Below are 20,329 nucleotides of genomic sequence, written 5' to 3'. Positions count from 1 at the left end.
GAAGAAGATCGCGACCGAGATCCAGAAGGAAGCCTACGATCAGGTGATCTACGTGCCGCTCGGCCAGTATCTGGCGCCGAGCGCGTGGCGGAAGTCGCTGACCGGCGTGCTCGACGGCCCGGCGACCCCGCTATTCTGGAACATCGACAAGTCCGAGTAAGGCAAGTCCGATTAAGCAAGGGTGCGTGTCACGCACCCTTGGTTCCGATCATCGTGCGGCGCCGTTGTCATCAGCGGCGCCGTTTGCCAAGAGAACTTGCCAAGAGAACTTCTCAAGAGAACTTCCCAGGAGAGCTTCAATGTTCCGACTCATGCGTCGTGCGTTCGCCTCCAGATTTGCGCTTTCGGTGTTCGCGCTTTCGGCACTGGCCTCGCCAGCTTTCGCCGCAGGCAAGACCATTACCGCCGTGATGCATTCGGATCTGCGTGTCCTCGATCCGATCTTCACCAGCGCCTATATCTCGCGTGATCATGGCTACATGGTCTACGACACGCTCATCGCGACGGATTCGAATTTCAAGATCCAGCCGCAGATGGCGGACTGGACAATCTCCGACGACAAGCTGACCTACACCTTCACGCTGCGCGATGGCCTGAAGTGGCACGACGGAACGCCCGTCACCGCGGAAGATTGCGTTGCCTCGCTGAAGCGCTGGGCCGCCGTCGATGGCATGGGGCAGCAGATGATGCTGTTCACCGCGAGCATCGAGGCGACCGACCCCAAGACCATCACGCTGAAGCTGAAGGAGCCGTACGCGCTCGTGCTGGAATCGATCGGCAAGCCGTCCTCGCGGGTCGCTTTCATGATGCCGAAGCGTCTCGCCGAGACGCCGGTGGAAAAGCAAATCCCAGAGCAGATCGGCTCCGGCCCCTTCAAGTTCGTGCAGGCTGAATTCCAGCCCGGGGTGAAGTCGATCTATGTCAAGAACACCGACTACGTGCCGCGCAAGGAGGCGGCGAGCTGGACCGCCGGCGGCAAGGTGGTGAAGGTCGACCGCGTCGAATGGATTACGATGCCGGACGCGCAGACGGCGTTGAATGCGCTTCAGTCGGGCGACATCGATTTCATGGAAGTTCCCGCCATCGAAATGTTGCCCGCCATCGAGGCCGACAAGGACCTCAAAATCGAGATTCTGAACAAGTTCGGATTCCAGACCGGCGCACGGATGAACTTCCTCCATCCGCCCTTCGATAACGTCAAAATCCGCCGCGCGGCGTTCCTGGCGATCAAGCAGAAGGACGTGCTCGATGCGCTGATCGGCAATCCCAAATACTACAAGACTTGCGCCGCGGCCTTCATCTGCGACACGCCGTTCGCGACGGAGGTTGGCGGCGAGACGCTGGCAAAGGGCGGCGACATTGCCGCGGCGAAGAAGGCGCTCGCCGAATCCGGTTACGACGGGACACCAATCGTGCTGATGGCGCCCGGCGACGTGCTGACGCTGAAGGCTCAACCGATCGTGGTGGCCCAGCAATTGCGCGAAGCCGGCTTCAAGGTCGACTTGCAGGCCACCGATTGGCAGACGGTGGTGAGCCGGCGCGCCAGCCAGAAGCCCCCGAAGGAGGGCGGCTGGAACATGTTCGTCACCAACTGGGTCAGCGCCGACGCGAGCAACCCGATCTCCAATGTCGCTGTCGGCGGGCAGGGCAAGAAGGGCGGCTGGTTCGGCTGGCCGGAGGACGCCAAGATCGAGCAGCTCAAGGACACCTTCGTTCGCGCTGCCTCGCTCGACGAGCAGAAGAAGATCGCGACCGAGATCCAGAAGGAAGCCTACGATCAGGTGCTCTACATGCCGCTCGGCCAGTATCTGTCGCCCAGCGCCTGGCGCAAGTCGCTGACCGGTGTGCTCGATGGCCCGGCCACCCCGGTGTTCTGGAACATCGACAAGTCGGAGTAAAGGAAGGTGCGTTTGCACCTTTCATCCGAATCAACACGCGGCGCCGCTGTCATCAGCGGCGCCGTTGTCGTTTGTCGCGTGTCGTTTGTCGGGTGTCGTTTGCTGGCCATATTGCGCAAAAGCGTCGCGCTTTTAACTCTTCCAGTCTCCAATTGTTGCTATTTGTTTCCAATCTGAAATAGAGGTTCGTCTTCGACAATATTTCTCTCCCGCCGATTTGATTTGAGTCCCTTGCCGATCGATTTTGCACTCCAGGCGATGGCCGAACGGTCCGATCGCGCGCCGGCGCGATGGCGTCGGCCGTTTCTACGCTGGCTCGATGGCATCGCGGCAGGCTGGGCGGTACCGCTTCTCATTGCGTGCTTCGTTGTGGTCTGGACGCTTTATCTGGCGATCGCCTATGCCGGCAGCGGCCTGCATCCCGATACGCTCGAGGCCTGGACGCTGGGACGGAATTTCGCCTGGGGCTATCACAAGCATCCGCCGCTGATGGGCTGGATCGCCGCGAGCTGGACCTTCGTCTTCCCGTCCAGCGACTGGTCGCTGCAGCTGATGGCGATGGCGAATGCGGGGCTCGCGCTGTTCTTCGTCGATCTGGTGTCGCGTCAGTTCGTGACCGGGCACAAGCGGATCCTGGTGCTGCTGCTCCTGATGCTGACGCCGGCCTATCAATTCCATGCGCAGCGCTTCAACGCCAATTCGGTGCTGCTGGCGACCTGGCCGCTCGCGACCTGGTGCTTCCTGCGCGCGTTCGAGACGCGCTCAGCGCTGTGGGCGGTTGCGGCGGGATGCGCGACGGCGCTGGCGATGGTCGGCAAATATTATTCGATCTTTCTCGTCACGAGCTTTGTGTTTGCTGCGCTGGCACATCCGGCGCGGCGCGCCTATTTCGCCTCGGCTTCGCCCTGGATCTCGACTGTCTCGGGGCTCGCGGTTCTGTCACCGCATATCTACTGGCTGGAGACGACGGGCGCATCGACCTTCACCTATGCGCTGGCCCACGCCAACGGCAACGCCGCGAGTTCGATCGGTGAGGCCAGGAATTTTCTGCTGGGGCTGGCGGCGGCGATGAGCGTGTCGACCGTGCTCTGGATATTCATCGCCGGCACGCGGCTCAAGCAGTTTCCGGCCGACTTCGCCGCGATGAGTCCAGGCCTGCGGCTTCTCTTCTCAGTTGCGGTCGGCACGATCGTGCTGCCGGTCCTGACGTCGCTCGTGATGGGAACCGATCTGCCGTCGCTGTGGGCGTTGCAGGGGCTGTTCCTGTTCGCCGTTCTCGTGGTCTGCGGCACGCGCTATCCGATCGAGCGCTTCTACACCGTCAACGTCACGGTGATCGCGGCCGGCGCTGCGCTTGCCGCCGTCCTGGTCGTAGCGCCGATCCATGCCGTCTATCGCAACGATCGGGGCTATGAAGAGGGCCGGAATTTCTACGCGCAGGCGGCAAACGAGCTGACCCGCGAGTGGCGCGAGCTGACGGGCGAGCCGCTGAGCGCCGTGAGTGGCGATGACTCTCTGGCGTTTGCGACGGCGTTCTACAGCCCCGACCATCCGAATTATGCGCGGCCCTTCGAGTACCAGTACAGCTGGGGCCTGCCGCGCAAGACCACGCTGGATCGCGGCTGGGCCGCGCTCTGTTTCCGCGGGCAGGACTATTGCGGCCGGTGGATGGAGTGGGTTTCCGGAAGCGCCGGGCATTTCATCAAGCGCGAGTTCACCGTGCAAGCGACATTGTGGGGGCAGTCCGGTCTCACGCGAGAGGTCGTGATATTGATGGTGCCGCCACGCGGAGACAGCGCGTCGCCCGAGAGCGCTGCCGACGATTTCAGCGCCAGCAGACGTCCTGCGGATTAGGCTTTGCGCTCAGCAATGGCTGTCGCGCACCTGCTCGAGACCTTCGCTCACGAACGGCGCGGTGAACGCAGCCTTGTCGGTAGTCGGTGCGGATCGCTCCGGCGCCTGCCGGTCCGAGGCAGTACGGTCTTCGCGGTGTTTCGGTTCCATTGCGGCGCCTTTCGAATTGCTGCAGTACAACATCGACGCCGCCGGGAAGTTCCTCACCCGATCGGGCGATGATGCGGCTTGAACAGCCGTCCCTTTTCCACCACCAGGACGATCGCGAGCGCCGCGACCGTCGACAGGAAGAAGCCGACCGAGAACGGCAGCAGCGTGCCGTCAAAGCTCTGGCCGATCGCCATGCCGACCACGATGCCGATCAGCGTCGTGATCGAGCCGTAGAGCGAGGAGGCGGTGCCGGCGATGTGCCCCTGCGGCTCCATGGCGAGCGCGGTGAAGTTCGCGAACATCATGCCGAACGAGAACATCATCAGCGCCGAGAGCACCATGAACAGCGGAAGCGGCAGCACGCCGAGGATTTCCGTCAGCAGCATCACGCCCGCGACCGCGGTGTAGAGCGTCAGCGCGCCGTGCGAGATCACGCGCATGCCGAGGGTCCCGACAAACTTGGCGTTGAGGAAGCCGGCGACGGCGGTGCCGGCCGCGATCGCAGCGAAGGCGAGCGGAAAATAATGGCCGAGGTGATAGATGCCGACAAAAACCTGCTGAGCCGCGAAAACGTAGGCGAACAGCGCACCCATGACGCAGCCGGCCGCGAGCGCGTAACCGATGGTCTGGCGATTGGTCACGGTCTGCCAATAGGCCGCGAGCACGTCGCGCGGTGCAAGCGACCTGCGTTCGCTCTCAGGCAAGGTCTCGGGCAGCCGCAGCACCGACCATGCGAGCGCGAGCAGGCCATAGAGCATCAGCACGACGAAGATGCCGCGCCAGTGCGTCACCAGCAGTACCGCCTGTCCGAACGAGGGCGCGATCACGGGGACGGCGATGAAGATCATCATCGCCAGCGACATCACGCTCGCCATGCGGCGGCCGACGTAACAATCGCGCACGATCGACGTGGCGATGACGCGCGTTGCCGAGGTGCCAAAACCCTGGAGCGCGCGCGCCAGCAGCAGCGTCTCGAACGACGGCGCGGCAATCGCCAGCACGCTCGCCACCGCATAAACCGCCATGCCGCCGAGCAGCACGGGACGTCGGCCGAACCGGTCGGACAGAGGGCCCATGATGAACTGGCCCACACCAAAGCCGATCAGGAAGGTCGACAGCACGAGCTGGAGATGATTGGCGTTGGGAATGTTGAAGGCTGCCCCGATATTGGGCAGCGCCGGCAGCATCATGTCCATCGCAAGCGGATTGAGCGCCATGATGGACGCGATCACGATGACAAATTCGGGAAAACCCATAGGGCGGTGTCCCGAGGACACCCAATCGTCGGCATTGACGTCGGACAAGAAAGCTCACCTCTGAAATTCAGAGGCTTTATCTATCGTCGATGTTGCGTTGCACAACCCATGTTTCGGGATGGCTGGCAGGCGGGGGCGGACCAGAGATCAGCATAGGTCGTCCCGATTGCGGGCCTCGGGCCGGCAACCAGCTGTTCACCATAAGACCGGGGACGCCACACCGGGGAGATGAATCCGCAACCCATCCTGTCCATTGTGACCTGACCGGGTGCCGCGCAGGGCGCCGGGGCAACCCAACACGACAACCAGGGCGACAGGGTATTTTCGCGGTGTCCGACGTCACCGGTGCAGCACGATGGATGGGATCCTCGGCCGGCTTGGCTGCGAGGCGCAACGTCTGGCTTGCCGCCTTGATCGTGCTGACCGCGCTGCTGGTGCTCGGCAATCTCGCCAACGACGCCATGCGCGACGCGAAATATGGCTGGGACGCGGAGGTCAATTGCGCGGCGGTCGATGCGCATGCCGGCGGGCTCGATCCTTATTTCGTCAGCAATCTGAAGGGCACGAAACTGTCCTATCCCTATCTGCCTGTCACGCTCGACCTGTTTCGCCCGATCTGCGCGGGCAGCTTTGTCGTCGATCATTACAGGAGCATCTATCTCGTGCTCGCCGTGCTGTGCGGGCTGATCCTGCCCGGACTTGGCCAGACGCGCGCGAGCGCGCGCGATGCAGCGCTCAGGGTGCTCTGCGCGCTCGGCGGGTTCGTCGGCTTCGAATGGGTGGTGGCGTCGGGGAATTTCGTCATCTTGAGCGGCGTGCTGACCGCGATCGCGCTAAAGCTTCTGCTGCGTCCGCCGGCATCCGGCGCTTTGGCGGACCGGAGCTTCTCCTTGCGTCTCGCCGGCGCTGCTCTGCTCGGCTTTGCGACATCGTTCAAGCTGGTGTTCTGTCCCGTGCTCGCGGCGCTCTATTTCCTGCCGCTGCCGCGCGCGCGCAAGCTGATGCTGATCGCGGTCGCGGCGTTCTGCTTCGCATTGCCGATCCTGATATCGTGGCTGCTGTACCCTGATCTGTTCGCGAGCTGGCTGCTGGCCATCGCGGGACAGATCCCGAACCAGCATTCCGTCGACCTCGTGGAGATCAACCCGTCGCTGCTGCTGCTGGCGCGCAGCCTCATGGAGCATGCCGGCCTCGCCCACAGCAAGCCGGCCCTGTTCGCGGCCTACGCGCTCCTGGCACTCGCGCTCGTGCTGGTGCCGTTCATCCTGTCTGTCGTGCGTGCAGCCGGGAGCGGGGAGGCGGGATCGCCTCTCTTGCGGCTCGATCGCTGGCTGATCGATCATCCTCACGCGGCGATGCGCGTGACGGTGCTCGCCATGTTCGCGCTCTATCTCTCTTCACCGCGCCTCAAGGAATATGCCTTCTTCGAGCTCGCGCTCTATGCCGCGATTCTCGTCGTCGATCTTCCCGCCCAGGGACTCGCCGCCGTTCTCGGCGTCGGTCTCATCGTCCCGGGGCTGATCTCGATGACGGGGTACACGGTCGAAGGCAATTTCAGTCTCCTCGTCATCGCACTGACATGCTTCTGGATCCTGCTGCTCGACTTTCGAGCCGAGCCCGGACGCCTCGAGCCGGAAGGCCTGCATCCATGACAAGTCTTGCTTCGTCCGCCGATGCTGGACAACAGCGCCCCGTTGCTGCGGGAGCGTCACGGAGGAATTGGTTGACCCGCTTCATCCTGGCCGTGGCCGTCCTGGTCGCAACGGCTGTCGCCATCGATCTCGGCGCGGACGAGACATTCGGCTGGGACGCGCGGGTGAACTGCGCGGCGGTGGAGGCCCATGTCGCGGGGCTCGATCCCTATTTCGTCAAGAACCTGAAGGACACCAAGCTGTCCTACCCGTATCTTCCTGTCACCCTCGATGCATTTCGACCGCTCTGCGCCGGCGGCTTTCTCGTCGCGCATTACAAGCCGATCTTTCTTGTCCTCGCGGTGATCTGTGCGCTGCTGCTGCCCGGTCTCGGCAAGAGCCGCCGGGACTTGCAGGACGTCGCTGTGCGGGTTGTGTTCGCGCTGGGTGGTTTCGTCGGCTTCGACTGGATTATCGCGACCGGCAATTTCGCGATCCTGAGCGGCCTGTTGACGGCGGCATCGCTCGCTTTGTTGCTGCGCCCCGCGCAGCCCGAGCGCGGCGGCGCGAGCATTGCGCCGCAGCTTGCCGGTGCCGCACTGCTCGGCCTCGTGACCTCGTTCAAGCTGGTGTTCTTCCCAGTGCTTGCCGCGCTCTATTTCCTGCCGCTGCCGAGACGCCGCAAATTCCTGCTGATCGCGGTGGCGGCCGGCATGTTCGCCCTGCCGATCCTGGCGTCGCTGGCGATCTATCCGGACCTGTTCAGGAGCTGGCTTGCCGCGATCTTCGGCCAGATCCCCGGACAGCATGCGCCGGGGAATGAGGTCAATCCGTCGCTGCTCTTTCTGTCGCTGACGCTCGCAGACCATTTTGGGCTCGCCGGCAGCAAGCCGGTCGTCGCCGTGCTCTATGGTCTCATTGCGGTCGCGTTCGTGCTTGCGCCGCTCGCGCTGTCCGTATGGCACATGTTCAGGGCGCAGCGTCCGGCCGGCGACGTCTCGCTGCTTCAGGCGTTCGACGGCTGGCTGATCGATCATCCCGAGGCCGCGATGCGCATCACCGTGCTCGCGATGTATGCGCTCTATCTCTGCGCGCCCAGGCTGAAGGAATATGCCTTCTTCGAGGTGGCGCTCTACGCCGCCGTTCTCGTCGTTGACCTGCCCGTGGTGATGATGGCGGCGGTGCTCGCGATTGCAGTTGCCATCCCCACGCTGGCTTCGGTTTCGGGGATCGCATTCATGGGCGGCTTCGGCCAGCTTGCGATCGCGCTGATCTGCTTCTGGCTCCTGCTGCCGCGTGAGCCCTCAGGCCAGTCGGCACCGCAGGCGAGTTGATCCTACCGCGCGGCGGCCGGCGGCGCGGTATAGAGGCTCATATATGCGCCGGTGTAATCCTCTTTCCAGCCCCTGCGGCTGACGAGGAACTGCCTCAGCTGTTCGTGCCCTCTGATCCAGAGCACCGCGTCGACCTTGTATTTGCCGATCACATTGTCCCAGGCGGCCTCGTCGATCTCCCACCGGACCAGCTTGAGATAGTCGCGCAGCAACTCGTCCGGATAGGCGGTCGCGGCCCTTCCGTCGACGAACATGGGCACCGATCCATGCGTCCGGAAGATCAGGAGCCCGCCGGAATTCCAGTGATTGAGCACGCGCGAATGCGTGGAATGCGCCAGGAGATAGCCGGCATCCTCGTCCGAGAGCATGTCCGGCAGCGCCAGCGCGGGTCTGACCTGGATGAAGGCGAGCGGCAGCACCAGGACCCCCACGAGACCCGCCGCCAGCATCGCGCGCCGGATGTCGAACCGCGCAAGGCGTTCGGGCAACAGCCGATCGACGTGAAGCGCCATCGGGACCGTCGAGAAGATGAAGAAGAACGCGGCGTATCTGAACTGATAGAGGCCGAGCGCCAAAAACAGCCATGCGAGCAGGCGCGGCTCTAATGGAACGGGCTTTGAGTTGCGGTACCACAGCTCGAGCGCAACGAACGCCAACGCATAGGCGATGCCGGGAATGCTTCCCGGGATCTCCATGTTGTGGAAGTAGGGACGCCATTCGCCGATATTGGCCTGGATGAAGTGGCCCATCGTCGCCATCACGCCGTCGTGGATGTGCCATCCCAGCGGGTTGACGAAGATCGCGGCAAAGCATCCCACGCCCGCGAGGCAGTAATTCCTGAAGCTCACCCAATCCCGCCGCAGCAAGGCGACGCCGGCGAAGACGCCGATGATGGGAAAAGCGAGCATGAAGCCGCCATGCAAATTGACCCACAGCACCATCAGCACGGGCAACAGGAACCAGCCGCGCCGCCGCAAGCATTCCCCGTAGAAGACGACCGCGAACAGCATGGTCGCGATATTCGGTGAGGCCGCCAGATAGGTGTTGGGCGCCGCCTCATAGCAGGGGTAGAGCAGGCACGAGGCGAAGACGGTGATGCAAACCGCGGCGGCCGATGCGCCGCTGCGCAAGGCCGAGAACGTCAGATACCCAACGATGATCGCGCCGCAGGCGACGACGAGCAGGACGATCCCGGCAAAGCCTGAATGTTGATAGAGTACGCTGGCGATCACGTCCCAGAGCCACGACAGATTGTACCATCGCTTGTCGCCAAGCGTGAACGCCCACGGATCCTGCACCGGTACCGCGCCGTGCTCCCGGATGAGGTCGCCTGCGGCGATGTGCCAGCCGAGGTCGTAATGGCTGAGCTGGATCGGCCCGTTCGAAAGATAGAACACCGACAGGAACGCGATCAGGAAAAGGTAGACCTCGCGCCCGTGCAAATGGCGCCCGAACGCACTGGGCGCCCCGCCAATCCGGTCTTGCGACCAATTCTCGCGTGCGTCCATGAGAGCTCTCACCATCGAAGCCGCCGCTCCGGCCGTAGCGTTTGCAGGAGGTCCGCCGCGACAGGCGCAGACCTCATTCGCTTTAGGGGAGGACGATCTAAGGTGGAGTAAAGGTCGATTGCGGCTCGAGGGTTCTGGAGGCGGAGCGGCGTGTTGGTAAACAGATGATTGCGTGAGGGGCGCGCGTGACGAGCCCGCTTCTGCATCCTGCCGCGGCGGCTTGCGCCGTCAGCTCTCGTGGTGCGGGCAGCCGGGGTCGAACCGGCACAGCGCTTGCGCACCGAGGGATTTTAAGTCCCTTGCGTCTACCAATTCCGCCATGCCCGCTTGATCCAACGAGATCAAACACTTAAGTCCACCTTCGGCCGTCTGGAATTGGCGCTTCGCAAGGCCGGGTGGGTGGTTCTTCCTTAAGCGAGCCGGCCGCACAAGGCAAAGCCTCAATCCGGACATCTGTTGTTGCTTTAGGCATTCTCAATCCACGGGGACTATTCATCCGGCATGGCTGTTTCGTTTTCCTCTTCCCTGCGCGGCCCAGGCGCGCTTGTCGTGCTGCTTGCGGGCGCCGCGCTGTCCGGCTGCGCCAGCATGAGCGAGACGGTCGCTCCGGCCTTTGCCGATCCCGGAGCATACGAATTGTACGACTGCAAGCAGCTCGAGACCGAGCGCAGGCAGCTCGCCACCCGCACCGCCGAGTTGCAGAAGCTGATGGACAAGGCAGAGACCGGGGCCGGCGGCGCGGTCGTCTCCGAGCTTGCCTATCGCAACGACTACGTCGCGGTGCGCGGTCGGGCGCAGCTCGCCGACGACGCCTGGCGCCGTAACAGGTGCCGGGAGACGCCGCCGAATACCGCGCCCGTGACGTCTGCGCCGCAGCGGCCTGACATCAAGCCCGCCCCGAAATCAGGCCGCGCCGTTCGCTGAGTCCGCACGACTGCGGCCGCGTCAGGGGCGCCAGCCGTAGATCCAGTCCTGGCGCGCCAGCATGCGCTCCGGCCCGAGCGCGCGGATCGCAAGATCGCGCGCGGCCGCGAGCGGTCCGCCGAGATGATAGATGCGCCCCTGTTGCCGCGCGGTCCGCTGTACCCGCCGCACCCGCGCCTGGCGCGCACGGCCATATTGCTTCAGCGCCGCACTGATGCCTGCGGTGCTCTCGGCGGCCTCGAGGCTCAGATGCTGCGCGAGCACGGCGGCATCCTCGATCGCCATGCCGGCGCCTTGCGCGGCGAAGGGCAGCATCGCGTGCACGGCGTCGCCGAGCAGCGCGACCGGGCCGCTGCTCCAGGGGCAGCCGTCGGGCACGCCGAACAGCGCCCATTTGCGCCAGCTGTCCACCGTCGCCAGCATCATCCGCGCCGCCGGCGGCCAGCGGGGCGCGGCGAAGGAGTCCATCACCTCGCTGGGATCGCCGGGCGTGCTCCAGCCCGGCCTGTTCCAGGTGCCCGGCAGAACCGCGACCACGTTGATCTGGCGGCCGCCCGCGATCGGATAGGCGACGAGATGGGCGTTCGCGCCCATCCAGAGCTGCACCCGCCGCGCGGTAAAATCCTTCGGCAGTTGCGTGGCGTCCAGCGTGCCGCGCCAGGCGATCAGCCCGGAGAAGCGCGGCTGCACCTCGGGAAACAGATGCTGGCGGACCGTCGACCAGATGCCGTCGGCGCCGATCAGCGCGCTGGCGAGATCGCTGCGGCGGATCGTGCCGCTGCGATGGACCACGGTCAGTCCCTTGGCGTGAGGCGCGAAATCTTCGAAGGTCGCACCCAATTTGAGGTCGATATCGGGATGGTCGGCGACTGCGCCGGCAAGCGCGGATTGCAGATCGGCGCGATGCACCACCCAATAGGGGGCGCCAGCGCGTGCCGATGCCAGCTCGCCGAGCGGCATGCGCAGCAATTCGCCGCCGGCGCGCGCGCTCATGATCGAGACCGCCTCCGGGACGACGGCGCGCAGCTTCAGCCGCTCCGCAAGGCCGAGCTCGACCAGCACGCGGCTGGCATTGGGGGAGAGTTGCAGGCCGGCACCGACGTCCTCGAGCCGCTCGGCTTTTTCCAGCACGACGATGCGGAAGCCGCGGGCGGCAAGCGCGAGTGCGGCCGTCAAACCACCGATGCCGGCTCCGGCGATGACAATCGTTCGGGAGAGCGCCACCCCTGACCGGTGGGCGCGGTCAGGCCACCTTGTCCTTCAGCACGCATTCCGGTGGACGGGCTTCGCCGGCCTTCAGGTCCGCCGCGAAGCGGTACAGCGTCGAGCAGTAGGGGCAGATGATCTCGTTGTCGTTGCCGAGGTCGAGGAAGACGTGCGGATGGTCGAACGGAGGGTTGGCGCCCACGCACATGAACTCTTGCGAGCCGATCTCGATGACGGGAACACCGGCATCGTTATGGAAGTGCGGGACGACATGGTCGGACATCGTAGTTCATCCTGGAGTGGCAATGGCGGCAGACACAATCAAGAACTGGCGCGGCATCTTTAAGGCGCCGCGGACCATACTGGCGGGTGTTGATGATTGCTAGTCCGGCGGAACCGAAACGTCCGCATTGCCCCATGCTCATTTGCTCATGCAAATTCGACACAATCTTGCGGCCTGAGAGAAGCCCTTCTTTCGTCGGGGACGTTGTGTCGCAATTTTGGCATACTATGTCTGTGGACGCGCGCATTTGCGACGAAAAGACTGCTCATCAGGCGCAGGATCTCAGGACCGTCCGGGCTTTCCGCATGAAATGGCTGCGAATCACGACAGCGTTGACCGGTATTGCCGCATGCAGCTTCCTGCTCGCGCAGGTAGCACCGCATGCCCGCGAGGCCGGCGCGATCCTCGCCGCCCATGACGATCCGGCCGCGCTCTCCGAACTCAAGCTCGATGCGGCTCTCGCGCAGAACGATCGCCTGGTTCAGGACAACATCGAAGCCGCGCTCGCGGCGGGCGATGCCGATCTCGCCGACAGTTTTGTGGCGCTCGCGCGCGACCGCAACATCGCGCTGTCCGACGACCTGCTCAATCGCGTGAGCGATGCGGTCAAGGACGAAAATTCCACCTCGCATTTCGCCAAGCGGTTTGCCACCGGGCTCGTCACCGGCACCGCCGACGATGTCGCGAGCCTGTCCGGCACCGTGGCCGGCGATCTCTTCGTGATCGGCGACGTCAGGGACGTGGTCCGGGAAGGCAAGCACCTCGCTATGGGCGAGGACACCGACCGCCTGGTGCTCGGCCTTGCGACAGCGGGCCTTGCGGTCACGGCCGCGACTTACGTGTCGGTCGGCGGCGCCGCGCCTGTGCGTGCCGGACTGACGCTGGTCAAGGACGCCCGCAAAGTGGGACGGCTCGGCGAGGGGCTCGCGGTATGGGCCGGCCGGTCCGCGCGCGAGGTGGTCGATGCGCCGATGCTTCAGAACGCGGTCGCCAAGGGCTCGGTGTTCCGCCCCGGTGAGACCGTGAGCGCCATCAAGGCCGCGTTCCGCGTCGAGAAGGCCGGTGCGCTGGTCCGGCTCGGCAAGGACGTCACGCGCGTTGCCGAAAAGACCGGCACGCGCGGGGCGATGGAAACGCTGCGTATCGCCGAAGGCCCGAAAGACGTCGCACGCGCCGCCCGGCTTGCCGAAGCGCAGGGCAGCAAGACGCGTGCGATCATGAAGCTGTTCGGCCGCGGCGCGCTGCTGCTGATCGGCGGCATGTTCGATCTGACGCTCTGGCTGTTCGGCGCGGCGCTGACGTTGTTCGGCCTGTTGTCTTCGATCAAGGCCACGACCGAACGGCTCACCCAGGCCTGGTGCGATCGCAAACGGGCGCGGCGGCTCCGCCGGGCGCAGATTGCCGCTGAAGCTGCTCTGGCGAATTCAGCCGCCACGGCCTAAGATCAATCACTCCCCACAACATCGCGGAACTGCTGATGCCGAGCTTTCACAACGGCGCCGTTGAAATTGCCTATCTCGACGAAGGCGAGGGCGATCCGATCATCCTGGTGCACGGCTTTGCCTCCAGCAAGAACGTGAACTGGGTCTATCCGACCTGGGTCTCGGAACTGCGCAAGAACGGCCGCCGCGTCATTGCGCTCGACAATCGTGGCCATGGCGAAAGCGCAAAGCTCTACGAGCCCGCGCAATATTCCATTCCCACCATGGCTGGCGACGTGCTCGCGCTGATGGATCATCTTGCGATCCCGCAGGCCGACATCATGGGCTATTCGATGGGTGGGCGGATGACGGCCTGGCTCGGCCTCAACGAGCCGCAGCGCCTGCGCTCGGCGATCCTCGGCGGCATCGGCATCGGCGGCCTGATCGAGGGCAGCGGGCCCGGCGAGAATGTCGCGAAGGCGCTGGAAGCGCCCTCGCTCGACGACGTCACCGATCCCGTCGGGCGCACCTTCCGCGCCTTCGCCGATCAGACCCGCTCCGACCGCCGCGCGCTCGCCGCGTGCCTGCGCGGCACGCGCGATCTCATGACAAAGAATGAAGCTGCACGCATCGACGTGCCCGTGCTGATCGCGGTCGGCTCGACCGATGACGTGGCGGGATCCGCAAGCGCACTCGGCGCCATCATTCCAGGCTCGGAAGTGCTCGATATTCCCGGTCGCGACCACATGCGCGCGGTCGGTGACAAGGTCTACAAGACCGGCGTGCTGGATTTCCTGTCACGCCGCGGCTGAGAGCGGCATAATCCTTGAGTCTGCTAACGCCGGTTATCGGACGTCCGAACCAAGCCGCCCAGCATGTCCGCTCGGAGCCAAAAGCAGACTTGTCCGCTTGCTCCTCGGCGAGGAGCGAGCAGTAGTATTGCTCTAATTCTAGGCTCGATCATGAGCCTCGTGAGCAGACAGCGTTGTGGGTGCCCTTGTAGTAGGTCGCGTGCCATCCATCTCGGATCATGTGCTGCCTTTCGTCGAGATGCCACCCGGGCTTGCCCAAGGCGTTACGTCCACGCATCACGCCGTGGTTGCATGCGCACGAGGCACCAGGCGCGGTGTAGCGTGTACACGGACTTAGTGCGAGGTTCTGCGCCTGCATCGGCGTTGAGCCGATCAGAGCCAGCCCGACCAACAGCACTCCAAGTCTCAGACCAGCCTTCGCAGGCACACAAGCCTCCCATTGATTGCCTCGCAAGCTTACGCCGATGTTTACTCCGTCGCCAAGGCCTGCAATGGGTCAGAAGCGGACCAGCATCACCATCAAGAACGCTCGTTGCTTGGCGCTTTCCGCATCGAGGATATCCAGACTTAGAAAGTTGACCCACAGGTGATGTGCAGAGTGCCTTGGACAATTTGAATTTTAATGTCCCGCCCTATCGTCACGGAGTTTTTCTGAGGAGTGAACCAGGCCAATGCGACGCCATCGGGCATTTGTTTTTCAAACGCAGGTTCGCCAAAGTGGTCAATCAAGCTTTTTCTCGTGTCTTGGACCGCATTCGGGCCGGCAGCAATCGGCGCTTGCACCTGCACTACTTGGTCTAACCCCCACACATGAGTGCATTGCACGCCAAAGAAAGGTTCTGCCAGAACGCCGGATGGCGTTAAGAGCCCAAGGATGAACGCGCATTTCGAGAAGCGAGTTACGACCACCAAAGCCAGACCTCTGAATTGGACTGCACCACGTCAATATCGACGCGTTAAGACCATGGCACGATTTTGTCCGTTTCGGGTCGCAAGCGGTCCTCGAGCCGCTGCGCGTCGCAGGTCAGCTAAGCTCGGCGCCTCAGCGTTGGGACGCTGATAACGGTCTATTTGTTCGACGCAATCTTCATTCTCGCGCTGGCCTATCCTCTATTGATACTCTTTGCGCGGAAGGGCCGACGGCGAAGCAACTAACGTCTGCAACGGGTCGCTTGCAGACATCGCAGGAGCAAGTGCCAAGGTCTGCTAAGGGTCAGAAGGCGACATTGGAATGGACATTCATTTTTCGTGAGTTACGGCAGCCCAGATGGCTTCTTGCTTTTCTCGGAACTCTTTGGAGTACGACCGGGAGTTGGCTCCCTCAATTGCTTTTAGCATCGGACCGCGCAAGGGATCGTCGCGAAGCTCTCCAAGAACGATGCCTTTTCCCGCGCCAACTCGGGTGCACGCGCCAAGGTAAACAAATATCTTCAATGTCTTGGCATCGATCGGCCCCTTGATCACCCTGTCGACCCGCGCGTTCATTATTATCATCTGATTGCCAGCAACATCGCCCACCTGCGAGCCGTCGCCATAGATCGTCGTTTCGATTATCACCGGTGCGTCGATGTCGGTTGGAACATGTTCAAAGAAGATGCCTCGCTCCGTGGACGGACTACATGCAACCGCGCATGTAGAAGCAAGGCAACAGATCGCCAGACAAAATCCCCAGACGCGCAGAGCCATCGCGTTCCCGATAGTCCCTTTCATTCGGATTTCTCCCTCGCTGCAAGATCACCCTAGCATGGCTCGACAATTTCCGCTTTGGGTCACTTGCGGACCTGACTGACAGGCGGCGGGGCGGTGCTGGAGCCCACTAAGGGCTGCTATCGGACCTCGCGACCAATGCAACCGACGGCGACCTTGAGCAGCTCCTGCCCGCCGGCAAGCTGCTTCCTTTCTCGGCGCCCAGCAGTCAAAGAGAGCTAACTGGCGCGCCAGCGCGCGGTCGATTCGAGAAGGACGTCGGCAGGGTGGTCGACCGCGAAACGGCCGATCTCATCGCGCTTCGATGTCGTCACCGAGCGCGCGCGCCAGCGCCATCAGCACCACGAAGGTCGCAACCCACACCATTCGTGCGCCGTAGCGGTCGTGCGGGCCAGAGATGACGGCGCAGATGAAGGCGTTGCCGAGCAGCGCCAGCGTGACGGTCGCCGCCAGCAAGGTCAGATCGTCCAGCCGGCGCTGAGCCAGCGAATGCGCGAGCAGTGCGACCAGCGCAAGCATCGAGGCCAGCGCGACGGGAACGTGCAGCCGGTTGATGACGTCGAAGTCGAGCTCCCAGTGTTGCTGGCGCGCCCCGCGCATCGGCGCGACCTGAGAGGGGATGTAGCGCTCGATGATGCCACGGGTGTGCGGGATCCAGCCATTGGTGCCTTCGCCGGTCGCCACATGCAGCAATTGCTGGCCCAGCGCCCGTAGCGCCGCGCGGGCCTGCCAGGCCGGATAGTCTTTGAGCGAACCCGCGACGATGGCGCCCATCTCGTCGTTGAGCCCATCGAAGCGGCCAAGCGTGTTGAACATGCTTTTGCCCCACAGGAATTCGTCGGCGGTCGCCGGCAGTTGGTCGCGATAGGGACACAGCTTGAAGTTTTCGTGAGGGCAGTGGTCATCGAGATAACGCGCGACGATGCCGTCCTGCATCATGCGGCCGAAGGCGACGCCGGTGCCGCCGGGCGTCCAGGCCCATTTGCCCGACAGCGCGTGGTTCGCTGTCACCAGCATCAGGGCGCCGGCGACGATGGTCAGGCTGGCCTGCGCCAGACCGGCCAGCGGCAGCCGCGCGCCCAGGAACGGCCGCACCATCCAGCCGGCGACGCAGAGTCCAAGCAACACGCCGAGCGTGGCGCTGTGGGTCGCGGCGGCAAAGGCGGTGAAGGCAAACAGTGCGATCTTTTCGAGCGTCGAAGTCCTGCTGCCGCCGACGACCAGCAGGAACAGCGACAGGATCGAGAGCCCGGCAAAAATGTCGGTGAGCAGCATGCTGGCGAGCCAAGGCAATGCGGTCGAAAGGATCAGGAGCAGGCTGATCGCGACGAAGCGGAAGGTCTGCATCATCGAGAGGACGCGCAAGGTGAGCTGAAGCAACCACAGCGTCGCCAGCGACTGGACCGCGAGGTTGATCCAGAATCCGAAGCTTTCGCCATAGTGCAGATAGAGGCCGAACACGGTGGAGCGGCTGGGGACGAGATAGCCCTCGTACCAGCGCGCCAGGTAGCCGCCGGTATCCCATTGAAGCAGCGGATAGCCGTTCCAGAACGCCGGCGCGATCATGAGCAGGGGCAGGGCCATCGCCGCCAGCCGCAGCCAGAGTGAGTCCGCGGCTCGCGCCCGCAAATGATCGGTGGTGGTGGTCAAATTCGCTCCGTGGTCGCCGGGACCATGCCCGCAATAAGGGTCGGGGGAGAATTCACCAATAGTTTGACGCGGCCCGGCTTGAATTTGCCAAAAGCCTGACCATTTTTAGCCAACCTTGCCGCCTGGGGGCGCCAGAAGAAACTGTTGTGTTTCAACGCGTTGGCGTGCTTTCGCGGGGCAAGGCACTGTTCACTCTCAGGCAAGCCCGTCAGGACTTTGTCGCCTAGACTGTGTTATAGAGCCAACAAAACCAGCCAATTCGAAAGAGCAGATCTTATGGCAGTGCATCAGGTCAATCCGGGAGGAAAGCTCGCAACGCTTGATCCGATCTGGGATCGGATCCGCGGCGAAGCGGAGGACATCGTCCATCGCGAGCCCGAGCTTGCGACCTTCATCTATTCGACGGTGCTGCATCACAGCCGCCTGGAAGATGCGGTGATCCATCGTGTCGCCGACCGGCTCGATCACTCCGCGCTGTCGGGCGATCTGGTGCGGCAGACCTATGACGAGGCGCTGCGCGACGATCCTGATTTGGGCAATGCCTTCCGCGCCGATCTCGTCGCCGTCTACGACCGCGATCCCGCGACCTCGCGCTTCATCGATCCCTTGCTCTACTTCAAGGGCTTTCACGCCATCCAGACCCATCGTCTCGCGCACTGGCTCTGGCTGAAGGGCCGCAAGGATTTTGCGTATTATCTCCAGAGCCGTGCGTCCGCGGTATTCCAGACCGACATCAATCCGGCCGCGCGCATCGGCCGCGGCATCTTCCTCGACCACGCCACCGGCTTCGTCTGCGGCGAGACGGCGCTGATCGAGGACGACGTCTCGATCCTGCACGGCGTCACGCTCGGCGGCACCGGCAAGGAGAACGAGGACCGCCATCCGAAAATCCGTCACGGCGTGCTGATCGGTGCCGGCGCAAAGATCCTCGGCAACATCGAGATCGGCCATTGCGCGCGCATCGCCGCAGGCTCGGTCGTGGTCAAGCCGGTGCCGCACAACGTCACGGTTGCCGGCGTGCCCGCCAAGATCGTCGGCGAGGCTGGCTGCGCCGAGCCGTCGCGCACCATGGATCAGATGATCAACGCCATGGGGCTTTGATTTCGCCTGTAAGGGCCGGATTCTCCGGCCTTTTTCGTCCCCAAATTCTTTGGCAATTCATGCTGGCGGTTCGTCGCGTCTCGTCCTAAAACGCGGCCAGCCAATTTTGATCGGAGACTTGCCGTGGACGTCAAAGAAGTCAGAAAGCTGGACGCCTATCTGAAGCGCGTATTCGGCAATCCCAAGATCCGCGTCGTGCCGCGGCCGAAGAAGGATGATTCCGCCGAAGTCTATATCGGCGAGGAATTCATCGGCGTGCTGTTCGTCGACGACGAGGACGATGATCGCTCGTTCCAATTCCAGATGGCGATCCTCGAGGACGATCTCGTCGATCAGGAGTGATTTTTTTCTTTCGTCATTGCGAGCGAAGCGAAGCAATCCAGAGTCCCTCCGCGGATGCAGTCTGGATTGCTTCGCTCCGCTCGCAATGACGGACACTATTCCCGCAGCTCGCGCCGCAGCCTCATACTCTATTTCTTTGCAAGAACGCGCAGCCGCGCCGTGGCATCAGCGACAGTGATGCCGCCCGCATCGACGAGGTCGGCTTAATTGGGGGCCGGGTGGGAGCTGCCTTGCCGCATCGTTCAAGTCGATCGACCCATGATGGCATCATGCTCCTGTTTTGCCCGACGGGTCAAGTCAGACTTCGAAAAATACGAAATATTCAATGCTGCCGGATACTTCGCTACTGTGCATGGGGTTGTTTTCGATTTTTTAGTCGGGAAGCTCCAGCTCATCGCTGCAAGCCGGTCTCGCAGGGCGCAGAGACGCCGCGCTCAGCCCTTCGGCCCGCGCAGCTGTGCCGTCAGCCGGTCCATCGCCTCCGCCAATTCGCGCCATTGCGTCAGCCAGCTGCGCGGAAAGCGAAAGGTGAGGTCGGCACCGCCGACGCGGCGCTCGGAGAGGCACATGCCGGGCGTGGCCCCATCGCGCGTGCAGCGCGCGGTCAGCGCGGGGCTTGAAGCGGAGTAGAAATCCTCACTGCCGTAGGGCGTCTCGGCGCGGAACATCCGCATCGTCAGCCCGTCCTCGGGCATGGTCGTGGCCTGGTCGAGATAGCGCGGATAGATCGTGGCCGTTCGCTGTTCGGGCGAGAGCGCATCGTGATGGGCTGATATCGACAGGAAGATGCGGTCGATCGATTGCACGGCCGTTTCCACCGTGTCGGCGGTGACGTGCTTCGGCGCGCCGGGCGGCTCCAGCGAGGGATAGAGGAAGTCGAGATCGATACGCTCCTGCGGCCCGGAGTGCCGCTGGATCTTCATCCGGATCGCGGTGGTCGGCAGGTTGAACAGCGTGCTGCCGATGCTCACCGGCAGCTTGTCAGGGGCGCTCGCGCCGCCGGTTCCCCAGGTCGGCCACAGCAGATAGGCGACCAGCGCGACCGCGCACAGCGCCGCCGCGCCGCCGAGCACGATCGGCACGACATGCGCGCGGGCGCGGGGAGTGCGAGGGGAGGCTGCCGAAAACACCGTCATCATGAACACGCGCGGACCCGAGGTCGGCCGATGGCCGACGAATCAGCGCCGAATATGCCATGCGGCGGCGATTTCGCGGAAGGTTCCAGGCTACCGGGTACCGGGGGAGGGCCCTG

At 63.6% G+C, this 20,329-nt stretch carries 17 protein-coding genes, 1 tRNA gene and 1 pseudogene; 10 read left to right on the top strand and 9 right to left on the bottom strand.

Translation table 11 applies throughout. The features are described 5' to 3' along the window. The 3 genes and pseudogenes from IVB29_RS28635 to IVB29_RS28625 form a co-directional block, all read left to right on the top strand. A pseudogene (locus IVB29_RS28635) lies at nucleotides 1-160 on the top strand (ABC transporter substrate-binding protein); the annotation flags it as partial. 139 nt (nucleotides 161-299) lie between these two features. Beyond that, nucleotides 300-1,898 (top strand): ABC transporter substrate-binding protein, encoded by a 1,599-nt coding sequence (locus IVB29_RS28630; RefSeq protein WP_247506734.1) that lies wholly within the window; start codon nucleotides 300-302, stop codon nucleotides 1,896-1,898. Between the two features lie 258 nt (nucleotides 1,899-2,156). After that, the gene (locus IVB29_RS28625; protein WP_247507009.1) at nucleotides 2,157-3,752 is read left to right on the top strand and encodes a glycosyltransferase family 39 protein; all 1,596 of its coding nucleotides are present in this window, start codon (nucleotides 2,157-2,159) and stop codon (nucleotides 3,750-3,752) included. A 9-nt stretch (nucleotides 3,753-3,761) separates the two neighbouring features. On the opposite strand, the gene IVB29_RS28620 is transcribed toward IVB29_RS28625, so the two are convergent. Both IVB29_RS28620 and IVB29_RS28615 read right to left on the bottom strand, forming a co-directional pair. Next, nucleotides 3,762-3,902: a hypothetical protein gene (locus IVB29_RS28620; RefSeq protein WP_247506733.1), complete on the bottom strand. Its 141-nt coding sequence runs from the start codon at nucleotides 3,900-3,902 to the stop codon at nucleotides 3,762-3,764. A 53-nt stretch (nucleotides 3,903-3,955) separates the two neighbouring features. Next, complete coding sequence (locus tag IVB29_RS28615) at nucleotides 3,956-5,206, bottom strand: multidrug effflux MFS transporter (protein ID WP_247506732.1); 1,251 nt, start codon at nucleotides 5,204-5,206, stop codon at nucleotides 3,956-3,958. Between the two features lie 281 nt (nucleotides 5,207-5,487). Here IVB29_RS28615 and IVB29_RS28610 point away from each other — a divergent pair, with 281 nt between their 5' ends. Together IVB29_RS28610 and IVB29_RS28605 are read left to right on the top strand one after the other, a co-directional pair. Next, nucleotides 5,488-6,810: a hypothetical protein gene (locus IVB29_RS28610; RefSeq protein WP_247506731.1), complete on the top strand. Its 1,323-nt coding sequence runs from the start codon at nucleotides 5,488-5,490 to the stop codon at nucleotides 6,808-6,810. Nucleotides 6,811-6,881: 71 nt separating this feature from the next. After that, nucleotides 6,882-8,123 carry a glycosyltransferase 87 family protein gene (locus tag IVB29_RS28605; RefSeq protein WP_247506730.1) on the top strand — a complete coding sequence of 414 codons (1,242 nt, stop codon included), beginning with the start codon at nucleotides 6,882-6,884 and terminating at the stop codon, nucleotides 8,121-8,123. 2 nt (nucleotides 8,124-8,125) lie between these two features. Here the strand turns inward: IVB29_RS28605 and IVB29_RS28600 are convergent, their stop codons facing one another. Next, the gene (locus IVB29_RS28600; RefSeq protein WP_247506729.1) at nucleotides 8,126-9,631 is read right to left on the bottom strand and encodes a hypothetical protein; all 1,506 of its coding nucleotides are present in this window, start codon (nucleotides 9,629-9,631) and stop codon (nucleotides 8,126-8,128) included. Nucleotides 9,632-9,869: 238 nt separating this feature from the next. After that, nucleotides 9,870-9,958: transfer RNA gene (locus IVB29_RS28595), tRNA-Leu, on the bottom strand. A 174-nt stretch (nucleotides 9,959-10,132) separates the two neighbouring features. Here IVB29_RS28595 and IVB29_RS28590 point away from each other — a divergent pair. After that, nucleotides 10,133-10,555, top strand: a complete 423-nt coding sequence (locus IVB29_RS28590; protein WP_247506728.1) for a twin-arginine translocation pathway signal — start codon at nucleotides 10,133-10,135, stop codon at nucleotides 10,553-10,555. A gap of 21 nt (nucleotides 10,556-10,576) precedes the next feature. On the opposite strand, the gene IVB29_RS28585 is transcribed toward IVB29_RS28590, so the two are convergent. Both IVB29_RS28585 and IVB29_RS28580 read right to left on the bottom strand, forming a co-directional pair. Further along, entirely contained in the window at nucleotides 10,577-11,779 is a 1,203-nt protein-coding gene (locus tag IVB29_RS28585) for an FAD-dependent monooxygenase (RefSeq protein WP_247506727.1), read from the bottom strand. Nucleotides 11,780-11,798: 19 nt separating this feature from the next. Continuing rightward, nucleotides 11,799-12,044: a zinc-finger domain-containing protein gene (locus tag IVB29_RS28580; RefSeq protein ID WP_007602543.1), complete on the bottom strand. Its 246-nt coding sequence runs from the start codon at nucleotides 12,042-12,044 to the stop codon at nucleotides 11,799-11,801. A 305-nt stretch (nucleotides 12,045-12,349) separates the two neighbouring features. Here IVB29_RS28580 and IVB29_RS28575 point away from each other — a divergent pair, with 305 nt between their 5' ends. Both IVB29_RS28575 and IVB29_RS28570 read left to right on the top strand, forming a co-directional pair. Then, nucleotides 12,350-13,486 (top strand): hypothetical protein, encoded by a 1,137-nt coding sequence (locus tag IVB29_RS28575; RefSeq protein ID WP_247506726.1) that lies wholly within the window; start codon nucleotides 12,350-12,352, stop codon nucleotides 13,484-13,486. A 35-nt stretch (nucleotides 13,487-13,521) separates the two neighbouring features. Beyond that, nucleotides 13,522-14,277: an alpha/beta hydrolase gene (locus tag IVB29_RS28570; protein WP_247506725.1), complete on the top strand. Its 756-nt coding sequence runs from the start codon at nucleotides 13,522-13,524 to the stop codon at nucleotides 14,275-14,277. 1,239 nt (nucleotides 14,278-15,516) lie between these two features. Here IVB29_RS28570 and IVB29_RS28565 read toward each other — a convergent pair. Then, complete coding sequence (locus IVB29_RS28565) at nucleotides 15,517-15,987, bottom strand: hypothetical protein (protein ID WP_247506724.1); 471 nt, start codon at nucleotides 15,985-15,987, stop codon at nucleotides 15,517-15,519. Nucleotides 15,988-16,275: 288 nt separating this feature from the next. Continuing rightward, nucleotides 16,276-17,634, bottom strand: a complete 1,359-nt coding sequence (locus IVB29_RS28560) for a hypothetical protein (protein ID WP_247506723.1) — start codon at nucleotides 17,632-17,634, stop codon at nucleotides 16,276-16,278. Between the two features lie 276 nt (nucleotides 17,635-17,910). On the opposite strand from IVB29_RS28560, the gene cysE reads away from it, so the two are divergent. Then, nucleotides 17,911-18,735 carry a serine O-acetyltransferase gene (gene cysE / locus IVB29_RS28555; RefSeq protein ID WP_247506722.1) on the top strand — a complete coding sequence of 275 codons (825 nt, stop codon included), beginning with the start codon at nucleotides 17,911-17,913 and terminating at the stop codon, nucleotides 18,733-18,735. Between the two features lie 123 nt (nucleotides 18,736-18,858). Next, complete coding sequence (locus IVB29_RS28550; RefSeq protein ID WP_007602550.1) at nucleotides 18,859-19,077, top strand: DUF3126 family protein; 219 nt, start codon at nucleotides 18,859-18,861, stop codon at nucleotides 19,075-19,077. Between the two features lie 434 nt (nucleotides 19,078-19,511). Here the strand turns inward: IVB29_RS28550 and IVB29_RS28545 are convergent, their stop codons facing one another. Further along, the gene (locus tag IVB29_RS28545; protein ID WP_247507008.1) at nucleotides 19,512-20,213 is read right to left on the bottom strand and encodes a hypothetical protein; all 702 of its coding nucleotides are present in this window, start codon (nucleotides 20,211-20,213) and stop codon (nucleotides 19,512-19,514) included. Nucleotides 20,214-20,329: the final 116 nt, after the last annotated feature.

The organism is Bradyrhizobium sp. 1 (assembly GCF_023073315.1).
Lineage (GTDB): Bacteria > Pseudomonadota > Alphaproteobacteria > Rhizobiales > Xanthobacteraceae > Bradyrhizobium.
The sequence above is the reverse complement of the archived record's forward strand: the minus strand, read 5'-3'. Positions and strand labels throughout refer to the sequence as shown.

Excerpts from the sequence above, each read along its gene's own strand:
- IVB29_RS28590 (WP_247506728.1), top strand. The coding sequence starts at position 10,133 with ATGGCTGTTTCGTTTTCCTCTTCCCTGCGCGGCCCAGGCGCGCTTGTC.
- IVB29_RS28620 (WP_247506733.1), bottom strand. The coding sequence starts at position 3,902 with ATGGAACCGAAACACCGCGAAGACCGTACTGCCTCGGACCGGCAGGCG.
- IVB29_RS28545 (WP_247507008.1), bottom strand. The coding sequence starts at position 20,213 with ATGACGGTGTTTTCGGCAGCCTCCCCTCGCACTCCCCGCGCCCGCGCG.
- IVB29_RS28575 (WP_247506726.1), top strand. The coding sequence starts at position 12,350 with ATGAAATGGCTGCGAATCACGACAGCGTTGACCGGTATTGCCGCATGC.
- IVB29_RS28570 (WP_247506725.1), top strand. The coding sequence starts at position 13,522 with ATGCCGAGCTTTCACAACGGCGCCGTTGAAATTGCCTATCTCGACGAA.
- IVB29_RS28580 (WP_007602543.1), bottom strand. The coding sequence starts at position 12,044 with ATGTCCGACCATGTCGTCCCGCACTTCCATAACGATGCCGGTGTTCCC.
- cysE (WP_247506722.1), top strand. The coding sequence starts at position 17,911 with ATGGCAGTGCATCAGGTCAATCCGGGAGGAAAGCTCGCAACGCTTGAT.
- IVB29_RS28630 (WP_247506734.1), top strand. The coding sequence starts at position 300 with ATGTTCCGACTCATGCGTCGTGCGTTCGCCTCCAGATTTGCGCTTTCG.
- IVB29_RS28625 (WP_247507009.1), top strand. The coding sequence starts at position 2,157 with ATGGCCGAACGGTCCGATCGCGCGCCGGCGCGATGGCGTCGGCCGTTT.
- IVB29_RS28600 (WP_247506729.1), bottom strand. The coding sequence starts at position 9,631 with ATGGACGCACGCGAGAATTGGTCGCAAGACCGGATTGGCGGGGCGCCC.
- IVB29_RS28565 (WP_247506724.1), bottom strand. The coding sequence starts at position 15,987 with ATGAAAGGGACTATCGGGAACGCGATGGCTCTGCGCGTCTGGGGATTT.